The following is a 25,374-nucleotide window of genomic DNA, read 5'->3' as shown; positions in this document are numbered from 1 at the left end:
GTGGATGGCTAGTGACTCCTACCCCATATGGAGGTGCGCGCCCCACATGAGCAAAACATACGTGCTCGACACCAACGTGCTTTTACACAACCCTTCCAGCCTCTTTGCATTTCAGGAAAACAACGTGGTCCTGCCCTTGGCGGTCATCGAGGAGATCGACGACCAGAAACGGCGCCAGGACGAGATCGGGCGCAACGCGCGCCAGGTCTCGCGGGAGCTGGACCGCCTGCGCCGCCAGGGACCCCTGGCCCAGGGCGTGGACAGCGGCGCGGGGGGCACCCTGCGCATCGAGCTGAACCACAGCCACAATGGCGGCGGTTTTCCCGGGGTGCTGGGGCTGGACAAGGCGGACAACCGCATCCTCAGCGTGGCCTGGGGCCTGAAGCAAGAGCAGGGCGAGCCGGTGATCCTGGTGACCAAGGACCTGAACCTCCGGGTGAAGGCCGATGTCTTGGGGGTGCCCTCCGAGGACTTCCTCAACGACAAGGTCAACTACGACCGGCTCTACACCGGCATCCGCGAGGTGGGGCTGGACGGCATCGAGATCGACGCCTTTTACCGTCAGGGCCTGTTGGGCCTGAACGGCCTGGGCCCGGCCGAGCCCCACCAGTTCTTCGTGATGCGCAACAACAGCCGCCCCTCCCAGTCGGCCCTGGCCCGGCACCGCGGCGGCCGCCTGCTGCCCCTGGTGCACACCCCGGCCGAGTGCTTCGGCATCACCCCGCGCAACAAGGAGCAGCGCTTCGCCCTGGAGCTGTTGATGGATCCGGCGGTGGCGGTGGTGAGCCTTTCGGGCACCGCGGGCACGGGCAAGACGCTGTTGGCCCTGGCCGCGGGCCTGGAGCAGGTCTTGGAAAACAAGGCCTATTTGCGCCTGCTGGTCACCCGGCCTATCGTGCCCATGGGCCAGGACCTGGGCTTTTTGCCAGGCGAAAAGGAGGAGAAACTGCGCCCCTGGATGCAGCCGCTCTACGACAACCTGGAGTATCTCTTCCGCGACTACCCCAGCGGCCGGGGCAAGAACGCCCCGCCCATGGGCGCGGCCGAGTACCTGACCGCCCAGGGCATCCTGGAGATAGAGGCGCTCACCTACATCCGGGGCCGCTCCATCCCCCGCCAGTTCATCCTGTGCGACGAGGCCCAGAACCTGACCCCCCACATGATCAAGACCCTGATCACCCGGGTGGGCGAGGGGTCCAAGATCGTGTTCACCGGCGACCCGGAGCAGATAGACCACCCCTACCTGGATTCCTCCAGCAACGGGCTGAGCTATCTGGTGGAAAAGCTCAAGAGCCAGGAGATCAGCGGGCACGTCACTCTGGTCAAGGGCGAGCGTTCCCAGGTAGCCGAACTAGGAGCTCAGCTACTGTAGCGGCTTCGCCAGACGGCGGGATACTGCGTTGCGGGCATCGCTCGTTTCCTCGGCGTATTGACATATACGCCTGCGGAACTCACTTGCCAGCGTGCCGCTGGCGGCATATCGGGTCGAGTGGCGAGTTGCCCCCGCCAACGCCCAATGCTCCCGGCCAAGACCCTTGGCGGCCCAAGCCTTGGGCCGCCTTGTCTGCCGCCGCCTGGCTGTGCTGCGGGGGGCGGCTTCCTTTATCAATAGTAACGAATTGCCGGGAAAGAAATCGGCCGGGTGGCCCCGGCTACTTGCCCATGAGATGGGGCAGCACCAAGGTGGCCAGGCCCAGGAACAGGAAGAAGCCACCCACGTCGGTGGCCGTGGTGACGAAGATGGAGCTGCCCAGGGCCGGGTCCAGGTTGAGCTTGCGCAGCAGTATGGGCACCATGGAGCCAAAGAAGCCGGCGATGCACAGGTTGCCCACGATGGCCAGCCACATTATCAAGCCCAGCCAGGGGCTGCCGAACCAAAATCCGGCAATGGCGCCGATCACCAGGCCCACGATGAGCCCGTTGCACAAGCCGACCACCACCTCTTTCATGAGCACCCGCCAGTCGTGGGCCACCTTGATCTCACCCAAGGCCAGGGCCCTGACCACCACCACCAGGGACTGATTGCCCGCATTGCCGCCCAGCAGGGCCACGATGGTCATCAACGACGCCAAGGCCACCACCTCGTGAATGGTCTTTGCAAAAAGGCTGACGGTGTAGGCGGCCACCAAGCCCGATCCCAAGGCGGTGAGCAACCAGGGCACCCTGAGCTTCACCGAGCGCATGAGCGGGGAGTTCACCTTCTCGTCGGTGTCCAGGTTGGCCAGGTGGTACATGTCCTCGGTGGCCTCGTCGGCCATGATGTCGTAGAGATCGTCGAAGGTGATGATGCCCAACATGCGCTCATCGGCGTCCAAGACCGGCACGGCCAGGAAGTCGTAGCGCTTGGACAGGGTGGCCACCTCCTCGATGTCCGCGTCGCCCCGCACGCTGATCACCTGCTTGGACATGATGTCTTCCACCCGGCTGCGGCGCCGGGCCACGATCAGGTCGCGCAGGGAGACCAGGCCCACCAGGTGCCGGGTCGCATCCACCACGTAGATGTAATAGATGGTCTCCTTGGTGGCCGCTTGCAGGCGCACCTGCTCCAGGGCGGTCTGCACGTCGCTGTCCGGGCGCAGGATGGCGTAGTCGGTGGTCATGTGCGCGCCGGCGCTGTCCTCGGGGTAGTTGATCAGCTTGAGGACGTTCTGGCGCTCGTGCTTGAGCAGCAGGGAGAGCAGGCGCTCCTGGAAGTCGTCGTCCACCTCTTCCATGAGGTCGGCGCGGTCGTCCGGGCTCATGATGTTCATGAGCTGGGCCAAGCTGGGGCGGCTCATGTACTTGAGGGTGAAGCTCTGCACGTCAAAGGGCAGGAACTCAAAGACCTCCAGGGACTCGCGGGGCCCCAGGATCTCCACGAACTGGGCGATCTCGTGGGGGTCCAGGGTGGCCAGGGCCTCGGCCACGTCGGCCGGGTGGTCCTGGGACACCTCCACCATGAGCGCGTCGCGGTCCTGGGCGGCGATGATCTCCCTCAGGTGCTGAATTATTTCGGGTGGAGTCATTGCCTGTCTCCGGCCATAAGAAGCCCACCCCCCATGCAAATCACGGGGGAGAAGCCGTAATGAATCCTGCTCGGAAGCTGAGTTATCTTAACACCCGCCCCGGGGGGGCGGCAAGTTGCAGCCTGGTTACAGGCCTTTTCAGGCGGCCCGGAAGCCCCCCGAAGTGCGGCTGATCAACCCTTGGGCCAGCATCTCATCCAGGTGCCTGTCGATCATCCGCCCCTCCCAGTAAGGGATGAAGTAGGGCATGGCCGCGTGCCCGTGGTAGATGGGCGAGGCCTCCACCAGCTCGGCGCGGGTCCTCTCCTGGGCCAAGAGCTTCAGGATGGTCTCCTGGCGGGCGTCGATGGCCTGGGCGAAGGCCCGGCAGGCCTCAACGATGCCCTGCTCCAGGGGGGGCCGGTGGGAGGATACCAGCAGCCGGGGGTTCATGCCGGCCACCAGGCTTATGTCCCGGCGCATCTGCTCCAGGGAGGACTCCCGGTTGCCGTAAAAGGGGCCAAAGGGGGTCAGATCGATGTCCGCCGACAGGAGCACCCCCAGCTCGGGCAGCCGGAAGCAGCAGTGGTCCGACAGATGCCCCGGGGTGGGAACCACCTCCAGGCGGGTGGAGCCGACCCGGAGAGTCTCGCCGGGCGCGAAGCCTCCGGTGGGCTCATAGTCCAAAAAGTCCAGGTCGTTTCGCACCCAGGCCCGCCAGCGCTCGCCCGGCTCGCCCGGGGCCATCAACCGCTCGGAAAGGCGCTGTACGCTACCCGCGCTGGACAAGGCCGCCTGAGGCACCAGGATCTCGCACCCCCCGAACCAGTGGGTGCCCGCGCTGTGGTCCGGGTGGGTGTGGCTGTTGATCACCAGATCCACCTCGCCCGATTTGGCCAGGGGCTCCAGCACCTCGCGGCCGCAGCCCGCGTCGATGAGCGCGGTGGTGGTTCCGTCCTTGATCAGCACCCCGTGGCAATAGGGGAAGCGCCCCTGCTTTTGCCCGGCCAGGAGCCACAGAGGGCCGCCCAGGTGGATGCGTTCGCCGGGCTTCAAGGGGCCAGCTCGCCGCGTAGCGCGTCCAGCTCGCGGCCCAGGCGGCGCGCCTCGGCCAGGGCCTCGGCCGCGCTCAGGGGCGTAAAGCGTATGGCCTGGCCGGCCTGGCAGCGGGCCAGGCGGTCCAGGTCCGGGCCGAACACCGTGGCGATCTTGGCGTAGCCGCCCACGGTCTGCTCGCGCAGCATGATGATGGGCTGGCCGCCCAGGGGCACCTGGATCACGCCTGGGGTGTTGGGCTCGCTGACCATGGAGGCGGGCAGGGCGGGGTCGAAGCCCACCGCCTTGCCTTCCAGGCGGGCCCCCCGCCGGTCGGCCTTGGTGGAGAGCCGCCAAGCCTGGCCGTAAAAGTCGTCTATGCCTTGCCGGGAGAAATACTCTTGGTTGGGCCCGGGCACCACCCGAAGCACCAACTCCTCGCCCGGCTGCTCCAGCGGAGCGCAGGAGGCCAGGAGCTCCGGCTTCGGCCCCGGCGCGGCCTTGAGCACATCGCCCTTGACCAGGGGACGGCCCATGCGCCCCAGGATGTAGGTGGAGCGGCTGCCCAAGAGCGCCTCGCTGGCCAGGCCCCCGGCCACGGCCATGACCGCCCGGCCGCCTCCGGCCCGGGGCCCCCGGAAGCTGAGCACCTGGCCCGCCTCCAGGGCGAGGGCCCGGTGGCTCGGGGCGGGCTTGCCGTCCAGGGCCAGGCCCAGGTCCGAGCCGCACACCGCGATCACCGTGGGCCGAAGCACCCTCAGCTTGGGCCCCAACAGGGTGATCTCCAGAGCGGCGGCATCGGCTGGATTACCCACTAGCAGGTTGGCCCGGGCCAGGGCGGCCTGGTCCAGCGCGCCGGAGACCGGCACTCCCCGGTGCTGGTGGCCCCAGCGGCCAAAGTCCTGCACCGTGGTGAAAGCTCCGGGATGCACCACCTTGAACGCCTCCTCGCCGCCGCCCCAGGCCAGGCTGAGGGGAGGGGGCTCGGGGAACTCGCGCGCGTCGCAGGGGGTGAAGCGGATCAGATCGCCCGCGCTCACCAGGGTGGCCGGGTCGCGGCGCGGGTCGTAGAGCAGCCAGGGCGTGCGGCCGATGACCCACCATCCGCCCGGCCCGCCCAGGGGATACACCCCGGTCTGGCCGGCGGCAATGGAAACCGACCCCGGCGGGTTGTTCAAACGGGGATCGTCCATGCGCGGCAGGGTCAAGGCGGGGTCCAGGCCGCCCAAATAGGGGAAGCCCGGGGTAAAGCCCACCACGTAGCAGGGGTGGTCCACCGCGCCGTGGCGGCGGATCACCTCGGCCTGGCTCAGGCCGGTGCGCTGGGCCACGTAGGGCAGGTCCGGCCCGGCCTCGCCGCCGTAGGCCACGGGCAGCTCCACGGTGCGGCCGGGCACCGCCCCGGTTTCGGGCAGGGCCTGGTGGGCCGCCTCCACCCAGGCGGCCACGGTGTCGTGGTCCGTGACTAGCGGATCGAACTGCACCTGGAGACAAGCGTAGGAGCCCAGCACCTCGCGCACCCCGGCCACGGGGGCTTCTTGCAGCTTGGCAACCAGGGCCCTCATGCGGCAGTTCACCGCGAAATCGATCTCGTATCCCAAATAGGCCAGGAGGGCGGCCTCGCCTTGGGGTTTGGTGGGCAGCGGTGCGGGCATGGGACTACAGCGTCTGTCCCATGGCCTTGAGCTCCACCCCGCCTTTGGCCATGGCCGCGCCCACCGCCTTGACCAACTCCACCGCGCTGGGGGTGTCGCCGTGCACGCAGATGGTGTCGGCCTGGAGCTTCACCAGGGTGCCGTCAATGGCCTCCACCTCCCCCTCGGTGGCCATGCGCAGGCAGCGGGCGGCCACCACCTCGGGGTCGTGGATCACCGCCCCGGCGGTGCCCCGGGGCACCAGGCGGCCCTCGGAGGTGTAGGCCCGGTCGGCAAAGGCCTCGCTGGCCACCCGGAGGCCGGTTTCCTTGGCGATGGAGCGGAAAATCTCGCCGCCCGGCCCGGCCAGGGTCACCAAAATAAGTTCGGGATCATAGGAGGCCACCGCCTCGGCAATGGCCTTGGCCGTGGGCGGATGGGAGGCGGCGGTGTTGTACATGGCCCCGTGGGGTTTCACGTGTTGCAAGGTGACACCACGCGCCTTGGCGATGCTCGCCAGGGCCCCCACCTGGTAGAGCACGTCGCCGCGCACCTCCTCGGGGGTGGAGTCCAGGTTGCGCCGGCCGAAGCCCCTGAGGTCCGGGTAGCCGGGGTGGGCCCCGATGGCCACGCCGTGCTCGGCGCAGAGCCGCACCGTCTTGTCCATGGTGATGGGGTCCGAGGCGTGGAAACCGCAGGCCAGGTTGGCGCTGGTGATATGGCTTATGACCTGGTTGTCGCAGCCCAGGCAGTAATCGCCGAAGCTCTCTCCCATGTCGCAATTGAGGTCGACGAACATGAGGCTCCTTTCGTTGAGGGGGCGGGGCTAAAAGCCATGGTATAGGAAGCTCCGAATGGGGGCAACGCCGCATAGCCCTAAGCTTTTCAGGCGCTTGGGGGCTAGCAAAGTGAGACGGGTTTCTTTATAATGAATTATTCAACGTCGGTAGGGAAGCAGATACACCATTGACCCGCAGCAAGGGCCGCGAGCCCGGTGCGTCCTATTGAGCCAGACAAGGATTAGCATGAGCCCCCAACCGGACCCCGCCCACCACGACCCCCGGGCCGTGCGGGGCGCCATAGCCCGGCAAGAGATAAACGGCAACACCGCCCAACTTTGCCCCGGCTACGCTCAGGCCAACCTGGTGATACTTCCCAAGGACTGGGCCTTCGAATTTCTCCTGTTCGGCCTGCGCAACCGCCAGGCCTGCCCCATCCTGGAGGTGCTGGACCCGGGCAATCCCTTCACCCGCGAGATGGCCGAGGGCGCGGACCTGCGCGAGAGCCTGCCCCGCTACCGCCTGTGGAAGGATGGCGAGCTGGTGGAGGAGCCCACGGACATCAAGCACCTGTGGCGCGACGACCTGGTCAGCTTTCTCTTGGGGTGCAGCTTCAGCTTCGACGACGCCCTGAAGGCCGCCGGCCTGCCGGTCAGGCATCAGGAGATGGGGCGCAACGTGCCCATGTACCGCACCAGCCTGCCCGCCGCCCCGGCCGGCCGCCTGGGCGGGCCCCTGGTGGTGTCCATGCGTCCCATGCACCCGGACATGGTGGAAGACGCCCGCCGGGTGTCCGGCGCCTTTGGCGAGGCCCACGGCGAGCCGGTGCACTTCGGCGATCCGGCCGAGATAGGCATCGTGAATATCGAGAGCCCGGACTACGGCGACGCGGTGACCATCAATCCCGGCGAGGTGCCGGTGTTCTGGGCCTGCGGGGTCACCCCCCAGGCGGCGGTGGCCGCCAGCAAGGTGGATCTGGCCATCACCCACGCTCCGGGGCACATGTTCATAACCGATTTAAAGGCCGAGAAGCTGGCGCAAAGGTCCCTGGTGTCCTGCGCCGCTTGAGGCCCCTGTTCACAACCAAGACAACCGAGCAAGAGCTAACTAGAGACTTTTCATTCAAGGGAGGAGACGCAAGATGCGCAAAATCGCCATCCTGGCCGCCATCGCCATAATGGTGGCTCTGTTGGCGCCGGCCCTGGCCGTGGCCGGTCCCAAGGAGATCAAAATCGGGGTCATCTACCCCCTGACCGGTTCGGTGGCCGCCGCCGGCCGCGAGCTGCGCAACGGGGCCGAGCTGGCCGCCGAGATCGCCAACAACGTCATGCCCAAGATCGACATGACCATGGCCAAGAACGCGGGCATCAAATCCCTGGGCGGGGCCAAGATCGTCCTTATCTTCAAGGACCACCAGGGCAACCCCCAGCTGGGCGCCGACCTGGCCAAAAAGCTCATCAAGGACGACAAGGTCGTGGGCATCCTGGGCTGCTACCACAGCTCGGTGACCAAGACCGTGTCCGCGGTGTGCGAACGCTACGGCGTGCCCATGATCAACGGCTCCTCCACCAGCCCCACCCTGACCAAGCGCGGCTTCAAGTGGTTCTGGCGCACCACCCCGCACGACAAGTGGTTCACCAAGGACCTGTTCGAGTTCCTGGTCGGCCTGAGCAAGGGCAAGGTCAAGGGCGTCAAGGCGGTGCCCATGGCCGAACTGAAGACCCTGGCCTCGGCCTGCGAAAAGACCGAGTGGGGCTCCAACGTCTCCCTGGAGATCGCCAACTTCGCCAAGGAGTACGGCTTCGACCTGAAGGCCAACATCCTCTACGCCGCCAAGAGCCCGGACCTGAGCTCCGAGGTGCAGAGCATGATCGCCACCAAGCCCGGCGCCATGCTCTTCGCCTCCTACACCTCCGACGCCCTTCTGATGATCAAGACCCTCAAGTCCATGAAGGCCAAGCCCAAGGTGATCTGGGGCCAGGACGCCGGCTTTGACAAGCCCGAGTTCCGCGCCCTGGGCGGCGAGATCGAGGGCATCCTGACCCGCTCGGTGTTCCTGCCCAGCGTGGTGAAGATGAAGCCCCTGGCCGGCGAGGTCAACTCCATGTACGCCAAGAAGCACGGCCACGACATGGACGGCGCCAGCGCCCGCTCCTTCACCGGCCTGCAGACCTGGGTCTACGTCCTGGAGAAGGCCGGCAGCACTGAGCCCAAGGCCATCCAGCAGGCGGCCAACACCATCAGCATCCCCGGCAAGCAGCTGGTGGTGCCTTGGGTGGGCATCAAGTTCAGCACCAAGGGCGACGAGATCGGCCAGAACGTGCTGGGCAACGGCCTGATCGGCCAGTACCAGATGAAGGACGGCAAGATCGGCCTCCAGGTGGTGTTCCCCTTCGACATGGCCACCGCCCCCATGATCTTCCCCTTCAAGGGCTTCTAGGAACCGCTTCCGGAGCCTGATTCCCGAAACCACCGTCTTCCGGGCCGGCCCACGGGCCGGTCCGGAAGGCGCTTGACCCTCATTTTTCATGCGGGTTCATACCCCCTGCGAGGCCGGTTGCCCGGGCCGCGCGGAGCGTTTGATGGAAGATTTAGCGATACAGGCAACCAAATCCCTGGTGTCGGGGCTACTCATGGGGCTGGTCTTCGCCCTGGTGGCCCTGGGGCTCACGGTGATCTTCGGGGTCATGGACATCGTCAACTTCGCCCACGGCGAGTTCTTGATGGTGGGCATGTACACCACCCTGCTCACCAGCCCCCTATTGGGCATCGATCCGGTGCTCACCCTGCCCATCGCCGGGCTGGTGGGCGCGTTGCTGGGCGTGATGTGCTACTTCGGGCTCATCCGCTTTTTGATCAAGGGCCCAATGATCGCCCAGCTCTTCGGCACCTTCGGACTTATGATTTTCCTGCGCAACCTGGCCTTGTTGTTCATGGGCAGCGAGCCTCGGGTCATCCACCAGGGCTGGCTGGTGGGCAAGAGCTTCATCGTGGGGCCGGGGGTGGTGCTGGAATCCACCAAGTTGGCCGTGGCGGTCTTGAGCCTGGTCAGCTTCGCGGTGGTGTGGTGGCTGATCAACCGCACCAAGGTGGGCAGGGCGCTCACCGCCACCAGCCTGGACGCGGAAGGCGCCCGCTATATGGGCATCTCCACCGAGAAGATGAACGCCCTGGCCTGGGCCGTGGGCGGTGCCTCGGTGGGCATCGCCGGCGGGCTCCTGGTCAACTTCTGGCCGGTGGAGCCGGGGGTGGGCCTATTGTTCACCATGATCGCCTTCGCCACCGTGGCCCTGGGCGGTTTCGGCAGCGTGCGGGGCGCCCTTGTCGCGGGCATCCTCATCGGCATCATCGTCAACATTCCGCCGGTGTGGGATTCCATGATGCGCCTGGTTGACGTCACCGGCCTGGACATCCACTCCTTCAAGTACACCATGGTGTACGCAATCTACTTCTTGATAATGGTCTTGCGGCCGCAGGGGCTCTTCGGATGGAAGCAATAAAAAACGCCTTCAACTTCTCGGACCTGCCCAAGACCGAGCTGGCCTTGGCGTCGGCGGTGCTGGTGTTTTTGCTGGGCTTCCCGGCGATGCCCCACTCCAGCTTCGGCATGGCGACCATGATCCAGTTCCTGGCCTTCAGCCTCTACGGCATGGGCTGGAACCTAATCGGCGGCTACGGCGGCCAGGTGGACCTGGGCAAGGCGCAGTACGTGGGCATCGGCGCCTACACCACCGCGGTGATGATGATCCGCTGGAACGTGCCTTTCTGGTTCTCCCTGCCTCTGGGCATGGCCTTCGCGGTGGGTTGGTCCTTCATCATCGGCTACCCGCTGTTCCGGCTCAAGGGCCACTACTTCGCCATCGCCACCATCGCCACCAGCCTGGTCCTCAAAGACCTGTTCGAGGTGTGGAACTTCGTGGGCGGGGCGCGGGGCCTGGAGCTGCCCATCAAGGGCGACTTCCCCAACTGGCTCTACTTGCAGTTCCGCGAGGATTACTACTACTACTACATCCTCCTGGGCATGTTCCTGATCGGCCTGATCTACGTCAACGGCTTCCGGCACTCGCGCCTGGGCTACCAGCTCAGGGCCATCAAGGACAACGAGAGCGTGGCCCGCTCTCTGGGCATCGACGTGCACTGGTCCAAGATCAAGGCCTACGCCACGGCCACCGCCTTCGTGGCCGCGGTGGGCTCCTTCCACGCCTGCTACAACTACAACATCGAGCCCGAGGACGTGATGAGCCTGGACCTGTCGGTCTTGATCGCCATGATGGCCATGCTGGGCGGGGCGGGCTCCATCTGGGGCCCCATCATCGGCGCGGCCATCCTGGTGCCCATGAAGAACTACCTGGGCTCCTGGCTGGGCGGTCAGGCGGGCTTCGCGGGCATGGACCTGGCGCTCTACGGTCTCATAATCATGGTCATCGCCGCGGCGCAGCCCCGCGGGGTTTACGGCATCGTGGAAGCGGTGCGGGCCCGCCGGAGGTGAGATGATGCCGTTGTTGAGCGTGGAAAAAGTAACCAAGCGTTTCGGCGGCCTGGTGGCCAACCACGAGGTCTCCTTTGACATCAACGAGCGCGAGGTGGTGGGGCTTATCGGGCCCAACGGGGCGGGCAAGACCACCCTGTTCAACTGCATCGCGGGCTTCCACACCCTGACCTCGGGCAAGGTGACCTTCGACGGCACCGACATCAGCAACCTCAAGGATTTCCAGGTGTCACGCCTGGGCCTGGCCCGCACCTTCCAGATCTTCCAGGCCTCGGGCGACCTGTCGGTGGTGGAAAACGTGATGGTGGGCTCGTTCATGCGCACCGGCTCGCCGACCAAGGCCCGCCGCCTGGCCCAAGAGACCCTGGAGTTCCTGGGCATCGGCGACACGGCGGGCAGCATGATGACCGAGCTGCCGGTGGCCGCCCAGAAGCGGGTGTCGTTGGCCACGGCCCTGGCCTCCCAGCCCAAGCTTCTGCTCCTGGACGAGGTGGGCGCGGGCCTGAACCCCTCGGAGATCGAGGGGCTGATCAAGCTACTCAAGCGAATCCACCAGGAAAAGGGCATCTCCCTGCTTTTAACCGAGCATGTGCTGGAGATGGTCATGGCCATGAGCCACCGGGTGATCGTGTTGGAGAGCGGCCAGAAAATCGCCGAGGGCGAGCCCGCCGAGGTGGTCAAGGACCCCGAGGTGGTGCGCGCTTACCTGGGCGACCACTTCGTCAAGCGGCAGGCCAAGGAGGGCGGCGATGCTTGAGGTAAAAGGCATCACCGTGCGCTATTCCGGCCTGCCGGTGCTCCGCGATTTGTCCATCAAGGTGGACGAGAACCGCACCGTGGGCGTGGTGGGGGCCAACGGCGCAGGCAAGAGCACCCTCTTGAAGGCCATCATGGGCTCGGTGAAGGTGCAGAGCGGCGAGGTTCTGTTCAAGGGCGAGCGCCTGGACAAGCTCCGCACCGAGCAGATCGTCCGGCGCGGGGTTATGTACGTGCCCGAGGGCCGGCGACTCTTCGGTCCCTTGTCCGTGGAGGAGAACCTCATGCTGGGGGCCTTCACCGTGGACAGCGAGGCCGCAAAAAAGCGCAACCTGGACTACGTGTACGAGCTGTTCCCCCGCCTGGCCGAGCGCAAGAAACAGGCGGTGGGCTCCATGAGCGGCGGCGAGCAGCAGATGGCGGCCATCGGGCGCGGCCTGATGTCCAAGCCCAAGCTCCTGATGCTCGACGAGCCCAGCCTGGGGCTGGCCCCGCTGATGGTCTCCGAGGTCTTCGAGACGGTGCGCCGTCTGCAAAGGGAAGGCGAGACCACGGTGCTGTTGGTGGAGCAGAACGTGCTGGAGGCTTTGGAACTCTCGGACTGGGGCTACATTCTCCAGACCGGCGAGATCCGTTCCGAGGGTTCGGCCGCGGAGCTGCTCAAATCCGACGAAGTGCGCCAGGCTTTCCTGGGCTTGTAGCCCTTACTTCAGCTCGGGCGGCCGGGAGTCCTCCCGCTCGTCCGGGGCGTACACCCCGTCCTGGGGCACGGTGAGGGTGAAAGTAGCGCCCAGGCCGTGGCTCACCACGCTCAGATCGCCCTGGTGCTCCACCGCGATGCGCTTGGCGATGGCCAGGCTCATGCCCACCGCCTCGGCCTTGGTGGTGAAGAACGGGTCGAAGATGTAGGGCAGGTCCGCCGGGTTCAGCCCCTTGCCCGTGTCGCTCACGGTTATCACCACGCTGATCTCATCGCACATCAGGCCAACCTTGATGCTGCCGTCTCGGGGCGTGGCCTCGATGGCGTTCTCCAGCAATATGTCCATCACCCGGCCCAAAAGATCGGCGTCGATCTCCGCCTCCATGGGCGCGGGGTTGTTGCCCGCCCCGCTCAGGCTCAGGCTAACCCCGTGCTTTTTGGCCGAGTCCCGGTGGCGGTTGACCGCCTTGCGCAGCCAGGCCCTCACCTCCACCGGCCGCCGCACCGGCAGGGGCAAATCCGCATAGGCCCGCACCTCCTCCACCACCCGCTCCAGGCGTTCGGTGCCGGCCAACATGCGCTTCAGGTAGCGGGCGTCGCGGCTGCCCTCGGACTTGTCGGAAAGCAGGCGGGTGGCCAGGCCGCCGATGGTGGTGACCGGGTTGCGTATCTCGTGGGCCACCGCCCGGGCGATGCGGTCCAGGCCTTCCAGCTTTTCCTGGTACAAGCGGCGGGTCTGGGCCAAGAGCTCCTGGGAGCGCAGGTTTATCTGGGTCAGCTCGCTCACGTCCTTGAACATCACCAACACGCCGCCCACCTCGTCGCCACCGCCCGCGCAGGGCAATAGGGTGGTGGTCACGATCAGCTCCTTGCGCTTGCCGTTCTTGTGGCGGTAGCTAACCTGGCGGTTGTAATGGTAGATGCGCTCGGTGATCACTTCCACGATCACCTGGTTGAACTCGTCGTTGGCCGGGTCGTCGAAGAACAGCTCACCCCAGCCCTTGCCCTGGAAATCGGTGGGGTCCATCTCCAGGATGGCGCCCAGGGCCGGGTTGGTGAAGACGATGGCTCCCTCGTGGTTGATCACCATCAGCCCGTCGCTCATGGAGTCGACGATGCCCTTGATTACTTCCTGACGGTCCAGGTTGCGGGCCGGGTGCAGGGGGTGCTCTTCGGGGGTCGTCTTCTTCTTGCCGGGCAAGGGGCGTCTCCCGCCAGGGTTGCAGTGCGAAAAGCGAACTGTATCTAAATTAGTACAATCGCGGCGGCAAGAAAAGGGGGCGAATTATTCAGCCAGCAGGGATGATGACTCGGCAAGAGGGTCCACCGGCTCGCCGGCCAGGCAGGCGGCCACCACCCGGCGGGCCAGGGGTAGGGCGAAGTCCTCGAAATAGGCGCTCAGGCGCTCGCTGGGCACCTCCAGGCCGCCGCCGGGCTCCAGGTAGTTGCCGCTGAACACGCAGCCCAGCTGCTCGCCGCCCTCGGGCCAGTCCATGCCCAATAGCTCCTCCACCGCCGCGCCGGACTCCATCTCGGCCAGGGGGAGCATCAGCTCCAGGCCGAAATGCTGAAACAGCTGGCGATAGGCCTTCTGGGCCGCGGCCACCTGGTTCAGCTTCAGGCGGCCGTCGTGGCTCAGGCGCTCCCCGGCCACCACCGGCACCCCGCCCAGGGTCTCGGACAGGGGGATGCGGGCCGCGTGCAGATACAGATGGCACCCCGGGCACACCGGGGAGAATCCGTAGCGCTGGGTCAGGGTCTGCAAGTGACGGCCGTTCAAGGCCCGCCAGAGGCGCGGCGATCCCATGACCAACAGAGGGGTCAGCTCCACGCCGTTCGGCAGGCGCGCGGCCAGGCGCTCCCAGGCCCGGGGCACCTCGTCCCAGCGGCCGTGCTCGCTGCCGGTGTAAACGTAGGTGGGCACCAATAGCTTGAGTCCGGCGTCCTCAACCGCCTTGAGCGCGGCGGCCACGCTGTCGCGCCCGGCCAGCTCCACCACCGCTGCGCCGGGGGTGGCGGCCACCCGCGCGATCAGCTCCGGGGGCAGCATCCACTGGGGCAGGCCGGTGAGCATCTCGGGCTTGTTGAGGAACACTTCTTCGCGGGTTTGGTCCATGGGGCTCTCGCTCACAGCTTTAGGGGGCGGCGCTGGGCAGGGTAATAGGGCAGGTCCTCGGGGTTGTCCCTGAGGCCCCACAGCTTGCCCCGGTCCAGGCCGTTCAGGATGGTGTGCATCAGTTCGCTGCCCCGGAGCAGGCCCAGGGCCCCCCCGGCGCAGGCCACCTCGTCAAAGGCCTTCGCAGCGTCGCGCCACATCCCGGGCCCCCACAGCAGCAAGGGGCTGGGTTCGCCGGAATGCACCATGTCGCCGGAGCAGGCGGTGGCGTGGTCGCCGGTAACGGCGATGAGGTTCTCGCCGCCCAACAGGCCGGGCAGGGCGCGGCCCAGGCCCGCGTCCAGGGACTCGATCACCGCCCGCTTGAAAGCGGGGTCTTTCTTGTGGCCCGCCTCGTCGGTGGTTTTGCTGTGCACGTGGATCAGGTCGAACTCGTCCCCGCGCTCGGCGGCCAGGGCCAGCTTGGCCTCCAGGTCGCGGCCCGGGTCCGGGTCTTCGGGCACCACCAGGGCCTCGGCCCCCAGGGCGCGGAAAACGCCCCGGTAGATGTGGGCCGAGGAGATGGAAAGGACTCGGAGCCCCCAGCGAGCGGACAGGCCGGGGATCTTGGTGGCCTGGCCGGCACGCTGGGTGATCACCGCGTTCACCGGACTCGTTGCCCCGGCGTTGGCCGGGTGGGCGGCCAGCACCTGGTGGGCCCAGGCCAGATAGGCCCGGAGCAAGGCGCAGGCGGCCAGGGCGGACGAGTCTCCCCGGGCCTCGGCCCAGGGCAGCGGCTCCATGAGGGGCAGACCAGGGTACATGGGGTCGCTGTCGGTTATATGCGGCGACAGGGTTGGGCCGCCCAGCACCAGGACTCCGCTGGAGCCTTTGCTGCGCGTGAAGCGGGCCCAGCCCAGCTCCGAGTCGAATTCTTGCACCGCCGCGAAGAGCGTGGCGGCCAGCTCCTCAGGCAGGGGAGGCTTCTTTTCCCTAAGGATCAGCTCGTTGCCCCTGCGCTCGCAGCGGGCCAGATGGGCCAGCAGGGATATCTGGTTAGGCCCCACCTCCACCAGCTCGCCCAGGGCCTCCAAATAGCCTCGGCCGGGAAACTCGGCCGGGGAGTAGCCCATCATGAAAAAATGGGCCGCCTCGCTGGACAGGGCCTGCCCCGGGCTCAGGGCGTGGAAATGCCCGCAACAGCCCTCCGTGGCCAGGCGGTCCAGGGAGGGGGTGGCCGCCGCCTGCAAGGGGGTCAGCCCGCCCAGGGGCTCCTGGGCCCGGTCGGCCAATCCGTCCAGCAGAATGAGCAGGCAGCGTCGGGCTGATTTCACGGTGCGAACCACTCCAGAGTAAGCGTCTACATATATTTATAACCGATGGAAATAGGCATTAAAAATAGTAAATACCGATAGTAAGTCCCCGCGCTTGCCTTTGGGCGCGGCCTTGGCTAGGCTTTTGGGGCCCCAGCCAGGAGGAAAGCATTGAGCCCCATACGCCACAAGGCGGCCCAGGGCCTGGAGGCCGGCGACGTGTTCACGGTCACCCGCACCTTTTCCCGCGAGGAGACCGAGGCCTTCGGCGATCTGACCCGCGACTACAACCCGGTGCACTACGACCCCGAGTGGGCCGGCTCCAAGGGTTTTTCCGGCCTGATCCTGCACGGCCTGCTTACCGCGGGCATGGTTTGTCAGGTGGGAGGGCAGCTGGCCTGGCTGGCCACGGAGATGAGCTTCGCCTTCAAAAAGGCGGTGTACTTCGGCGACACCATCACCTGCACCGTGACCGTCATTTCGGTGGACGAGCGCGGCTGGGCCCAGGCCGAGGCGCTCTACACCAATCAGCACGGCGAGGTGGTGGTCTCGGCCAACCTGGCCGGGCAGGTGCCCAGCGGCGATTCGCGCAAGTTCATAAACCAGCGCCTGGCCGAGGGCGATCCCTACAACAAGCTGCCGAACAGCTAGTTCTTCTATTCCATATTGGAGATGTCGCCCAGGGGCAGGCCCAGGTCTTGGGCCCGGAGGGCGCGGCGCAGCAGCCGCCCCGAGGCGTTGCGCGGCAGCTCGGGCAAAAAGGCCATGCCTCCCAGGGGCACGAAGGGCGCCAGCCGCGAGCGCAGGAACTCCATGATCTCCTGTTGCAAGGCCGCGCTGGGCGCGTGGCCCCGGGCCAAGACCACGAAGGCCTTGAACCAAGGACGGTGCTCCGGGCCCGGCGCGGCGATTACCGCCGCCTGCTCCACTTCCTCTCGGCGCAATAGAAGCTGCTCGATCTCGTAGGGCCCGACCAATACGTCGTGCACCCGGATCATGTCGTCCACCCGCCCCTGCATGTAGAAGTAGCCGTCCTCGTCGCACAGGACCAGGTTGGCGCGGATGATCCAGTCTTCGGCGCGGGGCTGCTGGCGGGTCTCCAGGCCCATGCCGGGCCACACCCCGCCCAGGCCCAGGCGGCCCAGGGTGAGTAGGCTCTGGGGCGTGCCCTTCAGGTTCACCACCGCCGCCTCGATGCCCGGCAGGGGCTTGCCGCAGGAGGCCAGCTTGATGTCCAGGCAGGGCAGGTTGGCCAGGGTGATGATGCCGCTGTCGCTGGACCACCAGGTGTCGTGGGGCGGCAGGCCCAGGTTGTTGCGGGTCCAGAAAAAGAGCTTGGCGTCCAGGGGCTCCCCGGTGGTGGCCAGGTGCTCCAGGGCGCTCAGGTCGTAGCGGCCGGCCAAGTCGTCGCCCTCGCCTTGCAAACGGCGCAGACGCTCGGGGCTGGTGTAGAGGGTGCTTACCCGGTGCTCCTCCAGGGTGCGGTACCAGGTGGAGGCCGAGCCCGCCGCGCCCTGCAACAGGGATGCCGCCCCGCAGAGCCAGGGGGCCCACACCCCGTAGACCCCCGCGGCCAAGCCCCAGGGCTCAAAGTCGCACCACAGGAGTGAGTCCTCGGTAAGGTTCAGCACCCAGCGGGCACTGACCAGATAGCCGCTCATGGCCCCGTGGCAGTGGGTGACCATGCGGGCCGGGCCGTGCTCGTCGCTCACGAAGATGATGGACAGGGGGTGGTCCCGGCTCACCCACATGGGCTCGCGGTGGCGGCTCTCATAGGGCAGCAGGGCCTCCAGGCTGGCGTCGTCCAGGCCCATGCCGCCGGGGGGCTCGCGCAGATAGAGCAGGCGCATGCTCTCCGGGCGCGGCCCGGGGGGCAGGCTCTCGGCCAGCTCCGGGGTGGTCAGCAGGATGGCCGGCTCCAGGCTGTCCAGGCAGTGGGTGAGCTGGTCGCGGGTCAGGCGCGGGGGCAGGCAGCAGTACACCGCGCCCAGGCGGGCGCAGGCGGCCATGGCCAAAAATATCTCGGGCATGGGCGGCAGGCGGATGGCCAGGCGCTTGCCTGGCCTGAGGCCCAGGCTATGCAGCAGGTTGGCCAGGCGGCTGGAGTCGTCCCGCAGCTGGCGAAAGCTGTAGGTGGAGCAGCTGTCGCCGTGGCAGACCCTGAGAGCCGCGCTATCGGCCAGGGGGCCCTCGGCCTTGCGGTCGATGGCCTCGTGCACCATGTTCACCCGCCCGGTCTGGTGCCAGGAGAACTCCTTGGCCACCTGGTCCCAGGAGAACTCGCGCCGCGCCTTCTCATAATCCGGCAGGTTTACCCGGCCGGGTTCGCGGGGTATGCGCGCCCGTTCCAATTTAGTCCACCCACACCTTATGGCCGCGGTGCACCGCGCGGGCCCGGGCGGCCAGCTCCTCGCCCCGGGTGCTGGAGGCCCGGTCCAGCATGGTCGCCTCGCCCAAAAAGGCCAGCATCACCGCGCGCAGGCAACCGGCCAGCTGGTCCGGGTCGTAGCCGCCCTCCAGGGCCAGCATGAGCGGAATTTGCCCGCCGATGGGCCCCAGGCGGGCCACCAGCTCGGCCAAGGCCGCGAAGCCCGCGCGGGTCATGGCCATGTTGCTCAGGGGGTCGTCCACCAGGGCGTCGAAACCGGCGGCCACCAGGATGGCCTGGGGCTGGTAACGCTCCACCACGGAAGGCAGCAGCTCGCGGTACAGGGTCACTACGTCGTTGTCGTCCGAGCCCGGGGGCAGGCACAGGTTCACGGTGTAGCCCGCCCCGTCGCCCGCGCCCGCCTCCTCCCAGCCGCCGGTGCGGGGGTAGGAGTGCTGGTGGTGGCTGGAGAGGTAGAACACCTTGTCCGTGCCGTAGAAGACCTTTTGCAGCCCGTCGCCGTGGTGCAGGTCCCAGTCCACGATGAGGATGCGCTCCATCCCCTCCTTGATCAGCTGCAAGGCGGTGATGCCCAGGTTGTTCAGGATGCAGAAGCCTTCGGCCTTGTCCGGTTGGGCGTGGTGGCCCGGCGGGCGCACCAGGGCCAGGCCTACCTGGTAGCCCCCGTCGATCACGTCGTGGGCCGAATCCAGGCAGGCCCCGGCGGCCAGAAAGGCGGTGTAGCAGCTCAGGGAGCTGGCCGTGGTGTCGGCCGCCAGGTTGGTGAAGCGCCGCCGGGCGGTTGCCAAGAGCATGCGCAGATAATCCGGGGTGTGCAGGGCCTCCACCTGCTCCAGGGTGGCCGGGGAGGGAGCGCGCTCGATGAACTGGCCCGCGAAATCATAATCCAACATGCGGTAGGCCGTGGCCAGGCGGGCCGGGGCCTCGGGGTGGCTGAGGCCGGTCTGGTGCTCCAGAAAGCGGTCGTCGCGGGTTATGCCGATGCTCAGCGGCGATGTCATGGCCGGGTTCCGCGCCTCGCCGCTATGGGCGGCGGGCTATTCCTCCCGCGTCAGCGACGCGGGCATTTGCTCCACGAAAGCCCTAATCTCGTCGCGCACCCGGCGGTAGGGCGCCATGGCCTCCTCCTCGCTCTTGGCCGCGGCGGCCAATCTGGGCGGGTCGGGGAAGCCGGCGTGTACCCGCTGGGCCGCGCCGGGAAAGAAAGGGCAGTTCTCGCGGGCATTGTCGCACACCGTGACGATGTAGTCGAACTGTTGGTCGAGGAATTCGCTGGTGTCCTTGGAGCGGTTGCCGGAAATGTCCAGGCCCAGCTCGGCCATGGCCTTAACCGCCCGGGGGTCGATGCCGTGGGGCGACACCCCGGCCGAAAAGGCCTGGTACTCATCGCCGCGCAGGTGGTTGACCAGAGCCTCGGCCATCTGGCTGCGGCAGGAGTTGCCGGTGCACAGGAACAGGATGCGCTTCTTGTCCGCCGGGCTCATGCTTGCTCCTCCTGGGTGTCGGCCTCGGGCTCGGTGTGGGGCAGCACCAGGCGGAAGGTGGAACCCTCGCCCTGGGCGCTGTCCACCTCCACCTTGCCGTGGTGCACCTGAGCGATGTGCTTGACGATGGCCAGGCCCAGGCCGGTGCCGCCCATCTCCCGCGAGCGGTTGGTGTCCACCCGGTAGAAGCGCTCGAACAGGCGCGGCAAATGCTCCGCCGGGATGCCCGGTCCGGTGTCGCTCACGCTCAGCGCCACGGTCTCGCCCTGGTCCTCGATGCTCAGCCTCACCTTGCCGCCCTCGCCGGTGTACTTGATGGCGTTATCCAGCAGGTTGAGCAGGGCCTGCTCCAGCTGGCGGGCGTCGGCCCGGAAAACCACCGGCTCACGCGGCAAACGGCGCTCCAGCTCCACCCCCCGCGCCTCGGCCAGGTCGGTCACCGCCTCCAAGGCCGAGTCGGCCAGCTCGGCCGCCTCGATGTCGCGCCGCCGGGGGGGCGATTGGCCCGACTCCAGGCTGGCCAGCTCCAACAGGTCCTGCACCAGGCGCTCCAGGCGGTGGGATTGCCGGAGGATCAGCTCGGCGAAGCGGCGGGCGAACTGGGGCGAGTCCACCGCGCCGTCCAAGAGCGTCTCGGCCGCGCCGCGCACCGCGGTAAGCGGGGTGCGCAGCTCGTGGGACACGTTGGCCACGAAGTCGCGCCGGGTCTTTTCCAGGCGCTTGCGCTCGGTGATGTCGTGCAGCACGCACACCAGGCCCGCCCCGGCGGCCTCCCCGGTCATGCGCACCACGTGGGCCTCCATGTGGCGCTGGGGCTCGCCCAGGGTGGCGAACTCCCGCGAAACGTACTCTGCCCCGGCCCGCACCTCGTCCAGGGCCTCCAAGAGGTCGGCGTTGCGGATGATTTCCGAGGGCAGCTTGCCCACGGGCACCGACTCCAGGTCGAGCATTTTCTTGAGGGCCCGGTTGGCCACCAGCACGTGGCCCTGCGGGTCGGTCAAGAGCACTCCCTCCACCATGCCCCGCAGGATGGCCTCCAGGCGGTCGCGGGAGGTGGTGATCTCGTCGATGGTGCTTTGCAGGTTGTCGGCCATCTGGTCGAAGGCCCGCCCCAGGTCGCCGATCTCGTTGCGGGGGTAGCGGGTGAAGCGGCGCGAGAGGTCGCCCTCGGCGATGCTGGTGGCGGTGCGGGTGAGCTGCTGCACCGGCTTGCTAAGGCCCCGGGCCACCAGATAGGCCACCCCGATGCTTAAGAGCACCCCCAGGAAGATGGCTCCCAGGACCAGGCTCCTGGTCTGGGCGATGGCCTTGTCCACCTGGCTCAGCGGCAGGGCCAGGCGCACCACGAGCTGCTCGCCATCCGGGGTTCCCAGGCGGGTGGCCACGTACATCAGGTCCAGGCCCAGGGTGGAGCTGTAGCGCACCGCTGTGCCGTCGCCGCTCTTGAGGGCGGCGGCGATCTCGGGCCGGTTGGCGTGGTTCACCATTTCCGGCACCTGGGCCCGGGACATCTGGCTGTCGCCCACCACCTTGCCGTCGGGGGTGATCAGGGTCACCCGGGCGCCCACGATGCGGCCCAGCTGGTCGGCCAGCTTGTCCCCGTCCGAGATGCCCTCGCCGGCCCGCCAGCGGTCGCGCACCACCTCACGCACCGTGAGGATCTCGTGCTGCAAGGAGGAGCGCACCTGCTGCACCATCTGGCTGCCCAGGGAGCGCTCCATGAGCACGGCCACGAAGATGAGGGTGCACACCACCACCACCAGGCAGCCGCCCAGGATGCGGCTCTGGAAGGACAGGCGCAGGCTCACAGGTCTTCTCTAAAGCGGTAGCCGATGCCCCTGACCGTCTCGATGCGCTCGGCCAGGGGGCCCAGTTTCTTGCGCAAACGGCGCACGTGGGTGTCCACGGTGCGGGCGTAGCCCTCGTAGGCATAGCCCCACACCCGCGACAGCAGCACCTCGCGGGTCTGCACCTTGCCCGCGTGGGCGGCCAGATAGTGCAGCAGCTTGAACTCGGTGGCAGTCAGGTCCAGCTCTTCCTCCCCGGCCAGAGCCACGTGGCGGGAGGGGTCGATGGTCAGGCCGGGCAGGTTCAGAGGCGCGGTGTCGCCGGCGGGCTCCTGGCTGCGGCGCAGAATGGCGTTGACCCGGAGCACCAGCTCGCGGGGGCTGAAGGGCTTGGTCAGATAATCGTCCGCCCCGATCTCGAAGCCGATGATGCGGTCGGTCTCGCTAGCCAGAGCGGTTAGCATGAGCACCGGGATCTCGCGGGTGGCTTCGCCTTGCTTGAGGCGGCGGCAGACCTCCTTGCCGTCCATGGCCGGAAGCATCAGGTCGAGAACCACCAGGTCCGGGGACTGGTCCTTGGCCAGGCGCAGGCCCTCGGCGCCGTCGGCGGCCTTCAGCACCCGGTATCCGGCCTGCTGGAGATTGAAGTCGACCACGTCGATGATGTCTTTTTCATCCTCGACCACCAAAACCGTGGCTTTGGCCATTTAGGTTCTCCTTGGAAAACTCCGCTGAGGTTAACAACTTAAAACACCTTAACCAGCAGGAGATGCCTTGGCAATACCAAGTGTTGCAGAGTCACAACATTGACATATACCCCTGTAATGGTATTTTTTGCGCCGTGTCCGCCCTTTAGCCCGAGAGGCATGGCAAATGAACCCCGCGGGACGCAGCCGCCGCACCATATTCCATCTGGCCGACCTGATGAGGTTCTATCGTCAGGACGCCTCCCGCCGCATCGCCATCAGCGTGCTCATCGGGGTGGTATCCGGCCTGGGGGCCATCGCCTTCTTCGTGGCCCTGGAGTGGGCCCGCTGGTTCTGCCTGGCCTATCTGGCCGGGGCCCCGGCCCCGGAGCCCGCCGGCGAGCAGCTGGTGCACATAGTGGCCCAGACCCCCTACCGCCCCTGGCTGCTCTTTATCATCCCGGCCATAGGCGGGCTCATCTCGGGCCTGGTGGTCTACACCTTCGCGCCCGAGGCCGAGGGCCACGGCATGGACGCCATGATCGCGGCCTTCCACAACCTCAGGGGCATCATCCGCACCCGGGTGCCTTTTGTTAAGTCTTTCGCGTCCATAGTGACCCTGGCCACCGGCGGATCGGCCGGGCGCGAGGGCCCCATCGCCCAGATCGGGGCGGGCTTCGGCTCCTGGATATCGCGCATCCTAAAGCTCAGCACCCAGGAGCGGCGCATCTTCATGCTCTCTGGCTGCGCCGGCGGCCTGGGGGCCATCTTCCGGGCGCCCCTGGGCGCGGCCATCACCAGCGTCGAGGTGCTCTACCGCGAGGACTTCGAGTCTGAAGCCATCATCCCCTGCGTGATCAGCTCGGTGATCGCCTTTTCCATGTTCACCTTTGTCTTCGGCTTCGACCCCATCTTCGCCACCCCGGGTTTCGTGGCTCACGACCCGCGCCAGCTGCCCATCTTCGCGGTGCTGGGCCTGGTCTGCGCGCCCATCGGCGGTCTCTACGTCAAGGTCTTCTACGGCACCCGCGACGCCTTCCGCCGCCTGACCATTCCCAAGCACTTCCGCCCCATGCTGGGCGGCCTGGGAGTGGGGGCCATCGCCCTGTTCGTGCCCCAGGCCATCGGCGGCGGCTACGGCTATTTGCAGATGGCCATCTTCGGCGAGCTGAGCCTTCTGGTCATGGCCCTGGCGGCCACGGCCAAGATCGCCACCACCAGCCTGACCATCGGCTCCGGGGGCAGTGGCGGGGTCTTCGGCCCCACCCTGTTCATCGGCGGCATGATCGGCGGGGTGGTGGGCCAGGTGGGCCACATGCTCTTCCCCGAGGTGGTCACCCAGCCCGGAGCCTACGTGCTGGTGGGCATGGCCGCCTTTTTCTCCGGCGCGGCCAAGGCCCCCCTGGGCGCCATGATCATGGTCACCGAGATGACCCAGTCCTACGCCCTGCTGCCCCCCCTGATGCTGGTGTCGGTGATCGCCATCCTGTTCAACCGGGGCTCCAGCATCTACGAAAAGCAGGTTGCCAACAAGTTCCAGTCTCCGGCCCACGAGGACGACCTCACGGTCAACGTGTTGGAGGAACTGACCGTGGAGTCGGTGTTCAAGCCGGACCAGCCCTTCATCGCCCTGCCGGCCAACACCCGCTTCGCTGGCCTGCAAAAGGCGGTGGCCTCCAGCGGCCAGACCATCTTCCCGGTCACCGACTCCGACGATATGCTCATGGGGCTCTTGTCCCTGACCAACGTGCGCACCGTGCTCTTCGAGGACTCCCTGCGCGATTTGGTGGTGGTGGGCGAGCTGGCCACCTCGCCGGTGAGCCTGCGCCCCAGCGAGAGCCTCTACGACGCCCTGCTCAAGTTCCTGGACACCGGCTACTCCCAGTTGCCCGTGGTGGAGATGTTCGAGGGGCGCCAGCATGTGTTGGGAATGCTGGATCACAACGAGGTTACCGCCGCCTATCACCAGGAAGTCAGCCGGCGCATGAACCCCGAATAGCCCCCGGCCTTGCGCCAACCGTTCCCTGATACTAGAATTCAAGCTGTTTGCACCCGCGAGGCGCCTATGCAGAGCAAGGTGGTGGCCGTGGTGCCCGCCGCCGGGTTCGGCTCCCGGCTGGGCGCTGATCGGCCCAAGCAGTTTCTTTCCCTGGGCGGCCGCCCGCTCCTCACGCGTACCCTCATGGCGCTGGAGGAGGCGGAGGTGGTGTCCACGGTGGTGGTGGTGTGCCCCCCCGGCGCCGAGACCGAGACCCGGGATAGCTGTATTGCGCCCTTTGGCCTGAGCAAGGTGGCTGCGGTGGTGCCCGGCGGGGCCCAGCGCCAAGACAGCGTGGCCGCCGGAGTGGCCGCCGCCTGCGAGCTGGGTGCCCAGTGGCTGGTCATCCACGACGCGGCCCGTCCCCTGGCCCCGCCCGAGCTCTTTGCCCGGGTGCTGGCAGCGGCGGTGGAGACCGGCGCGGCCATAGCCGCGGCCCCGGCGGCGGACACGGTCAAGCGCGCCGACGCGGAGGGCCTGGTGGCCCAGACCCTGGACCGCTCCGAGCTGTGGCAGGTGCAGACGCCCCAGGTTTTTGAGCGGGAGCTGCTGCTAAAGGCCATGGCCGCCGCGCAGGCCGAGGGCTATTACGCCACCGACGAGGCGGGCCTGGTGGAGCGCATCGGCGGCAAGGTGAGGCTGGTCATGGGCGGGCGAGACAATTTCAAGGTGACCACCCCCGAGGACCTGGCCCTGGCCAGGGGCCTTTTGGGCGGCGGCGAGCGGGTGGGGCAGGGTTTCGACGCCCACCGCCTGGAGCCGGGCCGCCGCCTGGTTTTAGGCGGGGTGGAGTTGGAGCACGACCGGGGCCTGTTGGGCCATTCCGACGCGGACGTCCTCACCCACGCGGTGATGGACGCCCTGTTGGCGGCGGCCGGTATGGGAGACATCGGCCAGATGTTCCCGGACAGCGACCCGGCCTTTGCCGGCGCGGACAGCATCGCCCTGCTGGGGGCGGTGAAGGAGCGCCTGGCCGGGGCGGGCTGGCAACCGGCCCAGGTGAGCGCCACCCTTTTGGCCCAGGCGCCCAAGATCGCGCCCCACTACCCGGCCATGCGCGCCCGTTTGGCCGAGGCCCTGGGCCTGGAGCCCGGCCTGGTGAATGTGGCGGCCAGCACCACCGAGGGCCTGGGCTTCGTGGGGCGGGGCGAGGGCATGGCCGCCCTGGCCACGGCCCGCATTGTGCCGCGCTGAATTCAAGCATC

At 67.3% G+C, this 25,374-nt stretch carries 22 protein-coding genes; 10 read left to right on the top strand and 12 right to left on the bottom strand.

The window, feature by feature from the left end:
- Positions 1-46: 46 nt before the first annotated feature.
- The gene (locus KQH53_13350; protein MCB2227658.1) at positions 47-1,372 is read left to right on the top strand and encodes a PhoH family protein; all 1,326 of its coding nucleotides are present in this window, start codon (positions 47-49) and stop codon (positions 1,370-1,372) included.
- A gap of 280 nt (positions 1,373-1,652) precedes the next feature.
- On the opposite strand, the gene mgtE is transcribed toward KQH53_13350, so the two are convergent.
- The 4 genes from mgtE to KQH53_13330 form a co-directional block, all read right to left on the bottom strand.
- Positions 1,653-3,005 (bottom strand): magnesium transporter, encoded by a 1,353-nt coding sequence (gene mgtE, locus KQH53_13345; GenBank protein MCB2227657.1) that lies wholly within the window; start codon positions 3,003-3,005, stop codon positions 1,653-1,655.
- Positions 3,006-3,143: 138 nt separating this feature from the next.
- Positions 3,144-4,040 carry an MBL fold metallo-hydrolase gene (locus KQH53_13340; GenBank protein MCB2227656.1) on the bottom strand — a complete coding sequence of 299 codons (897 nt, stop codon included), beginning with the start codon at positions 4,038-4,040 and terminating at the stop codon, positions 3,144-3,146.
- Positions 4,037-5,674: a 5-oxoprolinase subunit PxpB gene (gene pxpB / locus KQH53_13335; GenBank protein ID MCB2227655.1), complete on the bottom strand. Its 1,638-nt coding sequence runs from the start codon at positions 5,672-5,674 to the stop codon at positions 4,037-4,039. The genes KQH53_13340 and pxpB overlap by 4 nt, the downstream gene beginning before the upstream one ends.
- A 4-nt stretch (positions 5,675-5,678) precedes the next feature.
- Entirely contained in the window at positions 5,679-6,452 is a 774-nt protein-coding gene (locus KQH53_13330) for a LamB/YcsF family protein (GenBank protein MCB2227654.1), read from the bottom strand.
- A 226-nt stretch (positions 6,453-6,678) separates the two neighbouring features.
- Here KQH53_13330 and KQH53_13325 point away from each other — a divergent pair, with 226 nt between their 5' ends.
- From KQH53_13325 to KQH53_13300, 6 genes are all read left to right on the top strand, one after another.
- Positions 6,679-7,500, top strand: coding sequence for a putative hydro-lyase (locus tag KQH53_13325; GenBank protein MCB2227653.1), 822 nt, complete (start codon positions 6,679-6,681; stop codon positions 7,498-7,500).
- A gap of 73 nt (positions 7,501-7,573) precedes the next feature.
- Positions 7,574-8,872, top strand: coding sequence for an ABC transporter substrate-binding protein (locus KQH53_13320; protein ID MCB2227652.1), 1,299 nt, complete (start codon positions 7,574-7,576; stop codon positions 8,870-8,872).
- A 142-nt stretch (positions 8,873-9,014) separates the two neighbouring features.
- Positions 9,015-9,932 carry a branched-chain amino acid ABC transporter permease gene (locus KQH53_13315; GenBank protein ID MCB2227651.1) on the top strand — a complete coding sequence of 306 codons (918 nt, stop codon included), beginning with the start codon at positions 9,015-9,017 and terminating at the stop codon, positions 9,930-9,932.
- A complete protein-coding gene (locus KQH53_13310) occupies positions 9,920-10,921 on the top strand; it encodes a branched-chain amino acid ABC transporter permease (protein MCB2227650.1) in 1,002 nt (333 codons plus the stop codon). The genes KQH53_13315 and KQH53_13310 overlap by 13 nt, the downstream gene beginning before the upstream one ends.
- Before the next feature lies 1 nt (position 10,922).
- Positions 10,923-11,678, top strand: a complete 756-nt coding sequence (locus tag KQH53_13305) for an ABC transporter ATP-binding protein (protein MCB2227649.1) — start codon at positions 10,923-10,925, stop codon at positions 11,676-11,678.
- The gene (locus KQH53_13300) at positions 11,671-12,378 is read left to right on the top strand and encodes an ABC transporter ATP-binding protein (protein MCB2227648.1); all 708 of its coding nucleotides are present in this window, start codon (positions 11,671-11,673) and stop codon (positions 12,376-12,378) included. The genes KQH53_13305 and KQH53_13300 overlap by 8 nt, the downstream gene beginning before the upstream one ends.
- A 3-nt stretch (positions 12,379-12,381) precedes the next feature.
- Here the strand turns inward: KQH53_13300 and KQH53_13295 are convergent, their stop codons facing one another.
- From KQH53_13295 to KQH53_13285, 3 genes are all read right to left on the bottom strand, one after another.
- Positions 12,382-13,578, bottom strand: coding sequence for a PAS domain-containing protein (locus KQH53_13295; GenBank protein MCB2227647.1), 1,197 nt, complete (start codon positions 13,576-13,578; stop codon positions 12,382-12,384).
- Between the two features lie 84 nt (positions 13,579-13,662).
- The gene (locus KQH53_13290; GenBank protein ID MCB2227646.1) at positions 13,663-14,493 is read right to left on the bottom strand and encodes a hypothetical protein; all 831 of its coding nucleotides are present in this window, start codon (positions 14,491-14,493) and stop codon (positions 13,663-13,665) included.
- Positions 14,494-14,504: 11 nt separating this feature from the next.
- Positions 14,505-15,806, bottom strand: coding sequence for a hypothetical protein (locus KQH53_13285; GenBank protein MCB2227645.1), 1,302 nt, complete (start codon positions 15,804-15,806; stop codon positions 14,505-14,507).
- 150 nt (positions 15,807-15,956) lie between these two features.
- Here KQH53_13285 and KQH53_13280 point away from each other — a divergent pair, with 150 nt between their 5' ends.
- Positions 15,957-16,436 carry a MaoC family dehydratase gene (locus KQH53_13280; protein MCB2227644.1) on the top strand — a complete coding sequence of 160 codons (480 nt, stop codon included), beginning with the start codon at positions 15,957-15,959 and terminating at the stop codon, positions 16,434-16,436.
- Positions 16,437-16,441: 5 nt separating this feature from the next.
- Here the strand turns inward: KQH53_13280 and KQH53_13275 are convergent, their stop codons facing one another.
- From KQH53_13275 to KQH53_13255, 5 genes are read right to left on the bottom strand one after another with little or no spacing between them, the layout of a single operon-like run.
- On the bottom strand, positions 16,442-18,136 hold the full coding sequence (locus KQH53_13275; GenBank protein MCB2227643.1) for an AMP-binding protein: 1,695 nt from the start codon (positions 18,134-18,136) through the stop codon (positions 16,442-16,444).
- A 1-nt stretch (position 18,137) separates the two neighbouring features.
- Positions 18,138-19,175: a histone deacetylase gene (locus tag KQH53_13270; protein ID MCB2227642.1), complete on the bottom strand. Its 1,038-nt coding sequence runs from the start codon at positions 19,173-19,175 to the stop codon at positions 18,138-18,140.
- 36 nt (positions 19,176-19,211) lie between these two features.
- Positions 19,212-19,658 (bottom strand): arsenate reductase ArsC, encoded by a 447-nt coding sequence (locus KQH53_13265; GenBank protein MCB2227641.1) that lies wholly within the window; start codon positions 19,656-19,658, stop codon positions 19,212-19,214.
- Entirely contained in the window at positions 19,655-21,466 is a 1,812-nt protein-coding gene (locus KQH53_13260) for a HAMP domain-containing protein (GenBank protein ID MCB2227640.1), read from the bottom strand. Before KQH53_13260 ends, KQH53_13265 begins: the two co-directional genes overlap by 4 nt.
- Positions 21,463-22,152: a response regulator transcription factor gene (locus tag KQH53_13255; protein ID MCB2227639.1), complete on the bottom strand. Its 690-nt coding sequence runs from the start codon at positions 22,150-22,152 to the stop codon at positions 21,463-21,465. The genes KQH53_13260 and KQH53_13255 overlap by 4 nt, the downstream gene beginning before the upstream one ends.
- Before the next feature lie 166 nt (positions 22,153-22,318).
- On the opposite strand from KQH53_13255, the gene KQH53_13250 reads away from it, so the two are divergent.
- Together KQH53_13250 and ispF are read left to right on the top strand one after the other, a co-directional pair.
- The gene (locus KQH53_13250) at positions 22,319-24,130 is read left to right on the top strand and encodes a chloride channel protein (GenBank protein MCB2227638.1); all 1,812 of its coding nucleotides are present in this window, start codon (positions 22,319-22,321) and stop codon (positions 24,128-24,130) included.
- A gap of 684 nt (positions 24,131-24,814) precedes the next feature.
- Positions 24,815-25,363 (top strand): 2-C-methyl-D-erythritol 2,4-cyclodiphosphate synthase, encoded by a 549-nt coding sequence (ispF, locus tag KQH53_13245; protein ID MCB2227637.1) that lies wholly within the window; start codon positions 24,815-24,817, stop codon positions 25,361-25,363.
- Positions 25,364-25,374 lie beyond the last annotated feature (11 nt).

The sequence above is a fragment of the Desulfarculaceae bacterium genome (genome assembly GCA_020444545.1).
In the GTDB taxonomy this organism is placed as follows: Bacteria; Desulfobacterota; Desulfarculia; order Desulfarculales; family Desulfarculaceae; genus Desulfoferula.
This window is presented reverse-complemented; position numbering and strand designations above follow the sequence as displayed.

Bases quoted from the DNA above. Each gene is read 5' to 3' on its own strand.
- KQH53_13350 (MCB2227658.1), top strand. From the start codon at position 47: ATGAGCAAAACATACGTGCTCGACACCAACGTGCTTTTACACAACCCT.
- mgtE (MCB2227657.1), bottom strand. From the start codon at position 3,005: ATGACTCCACCCGAAATAATTCAGCACCTGAGGGAGATCATCGCCGCC.
- pxpB (MCB2227655.1), bottom strand. From the start codon at position 5,674: ATGCCCGCACCGCTGCCCACCAAACCCCAAGGCGAGGCCGCCCTCCTG.
- KQH53_13330 (MCB2227654.1), bottom strand. From the start codon at position 6,452: ATGTTCGTCGACCTCAATTGCGACATGGGAGAGAGCTTCGGCGATTAC.
- KQH53_13325 (MCB2227653.1), top strand. From the start codon at position 6,679: ATGAGCCCCCAACCGGACCCCGCCCACCACGACCCCCGGGCCGTGCGG.
- KQH53_13320 (MCB2227652.1), top strand. From the start codon at position 7,574: ATGCGCAAAATCGCCATCCTGGCCGCCATCGCCATAATGGTGGCTCTG.
- KQH53_13315 (MCB2227651.1), top strand. From the start codon at position 9,015: ATGGAAGATTTAGCGATACAGGCAACCAAATCCCTGGTGTCGGGGCTA.
- KQH53_13310 (MCB2227650.1), top strand. From the start codon at position 9,920: ATGGAAGCAATAAAAAACGCCTTCAACTTCTCGGACCTGCCCAAGACC.
- KQH53_13305 (MCB2227649.1), top strand. From the start codon at position 10,923: ATGATGCCGTTGTTGAGCGTGGAAAAAGTAACCAAGCGTTTCGGCGGC.
- KQH53_13300 (MCB2227648.1), top strand. From the start codon at position 11,671: ATGCTTGAGGTAAAAGGCATCACCGTGCGCTATTCCGGCCTGCCGGTG.
- KQH53_13290 (MCB2227646.1), bottom strand. From the start codon at position 14,493: ATGGACCAAACCCGCGAAGAAGTGTTCCTCAACAAGCCCGAGATGCTC.
- KQH53_13270 (MCB2227642.1), bottom strand. From the start codon at position 19,175: ATGACATCGCCGCTGAGCATCGGCATAACCCGCGACGACCGCTTTCTG.
- KQH53_13265 (MCB2227641.1), bottom strand. From the start codon at position 19,658: ATGAGCCCGGCGGACAAGAAGCGCATCCTGTTCCTGTGCACCGGCAAC.
- KQH53_13255 (MCB2227639.1), bottom strand. From the start codon at position 22,152: ATGGCCAAAGCCACGGTTTTGGTGGTCGAGGATGAAAAAGACATCATC.
- KQH53_13250 (MCB2227638.1), top strand. From the start codon at position 22,319: ATGAACCCCGCGGGACGCAGCCGCCGCACCATATTCCATCTGGCCGAC.
- ispF (MCB2227637.1), top strand. From the start codon at position 24,815: ATGGGCGGGCGAGACAATTTCAAGGTGACCACCCCCGAGGACCTGGCC.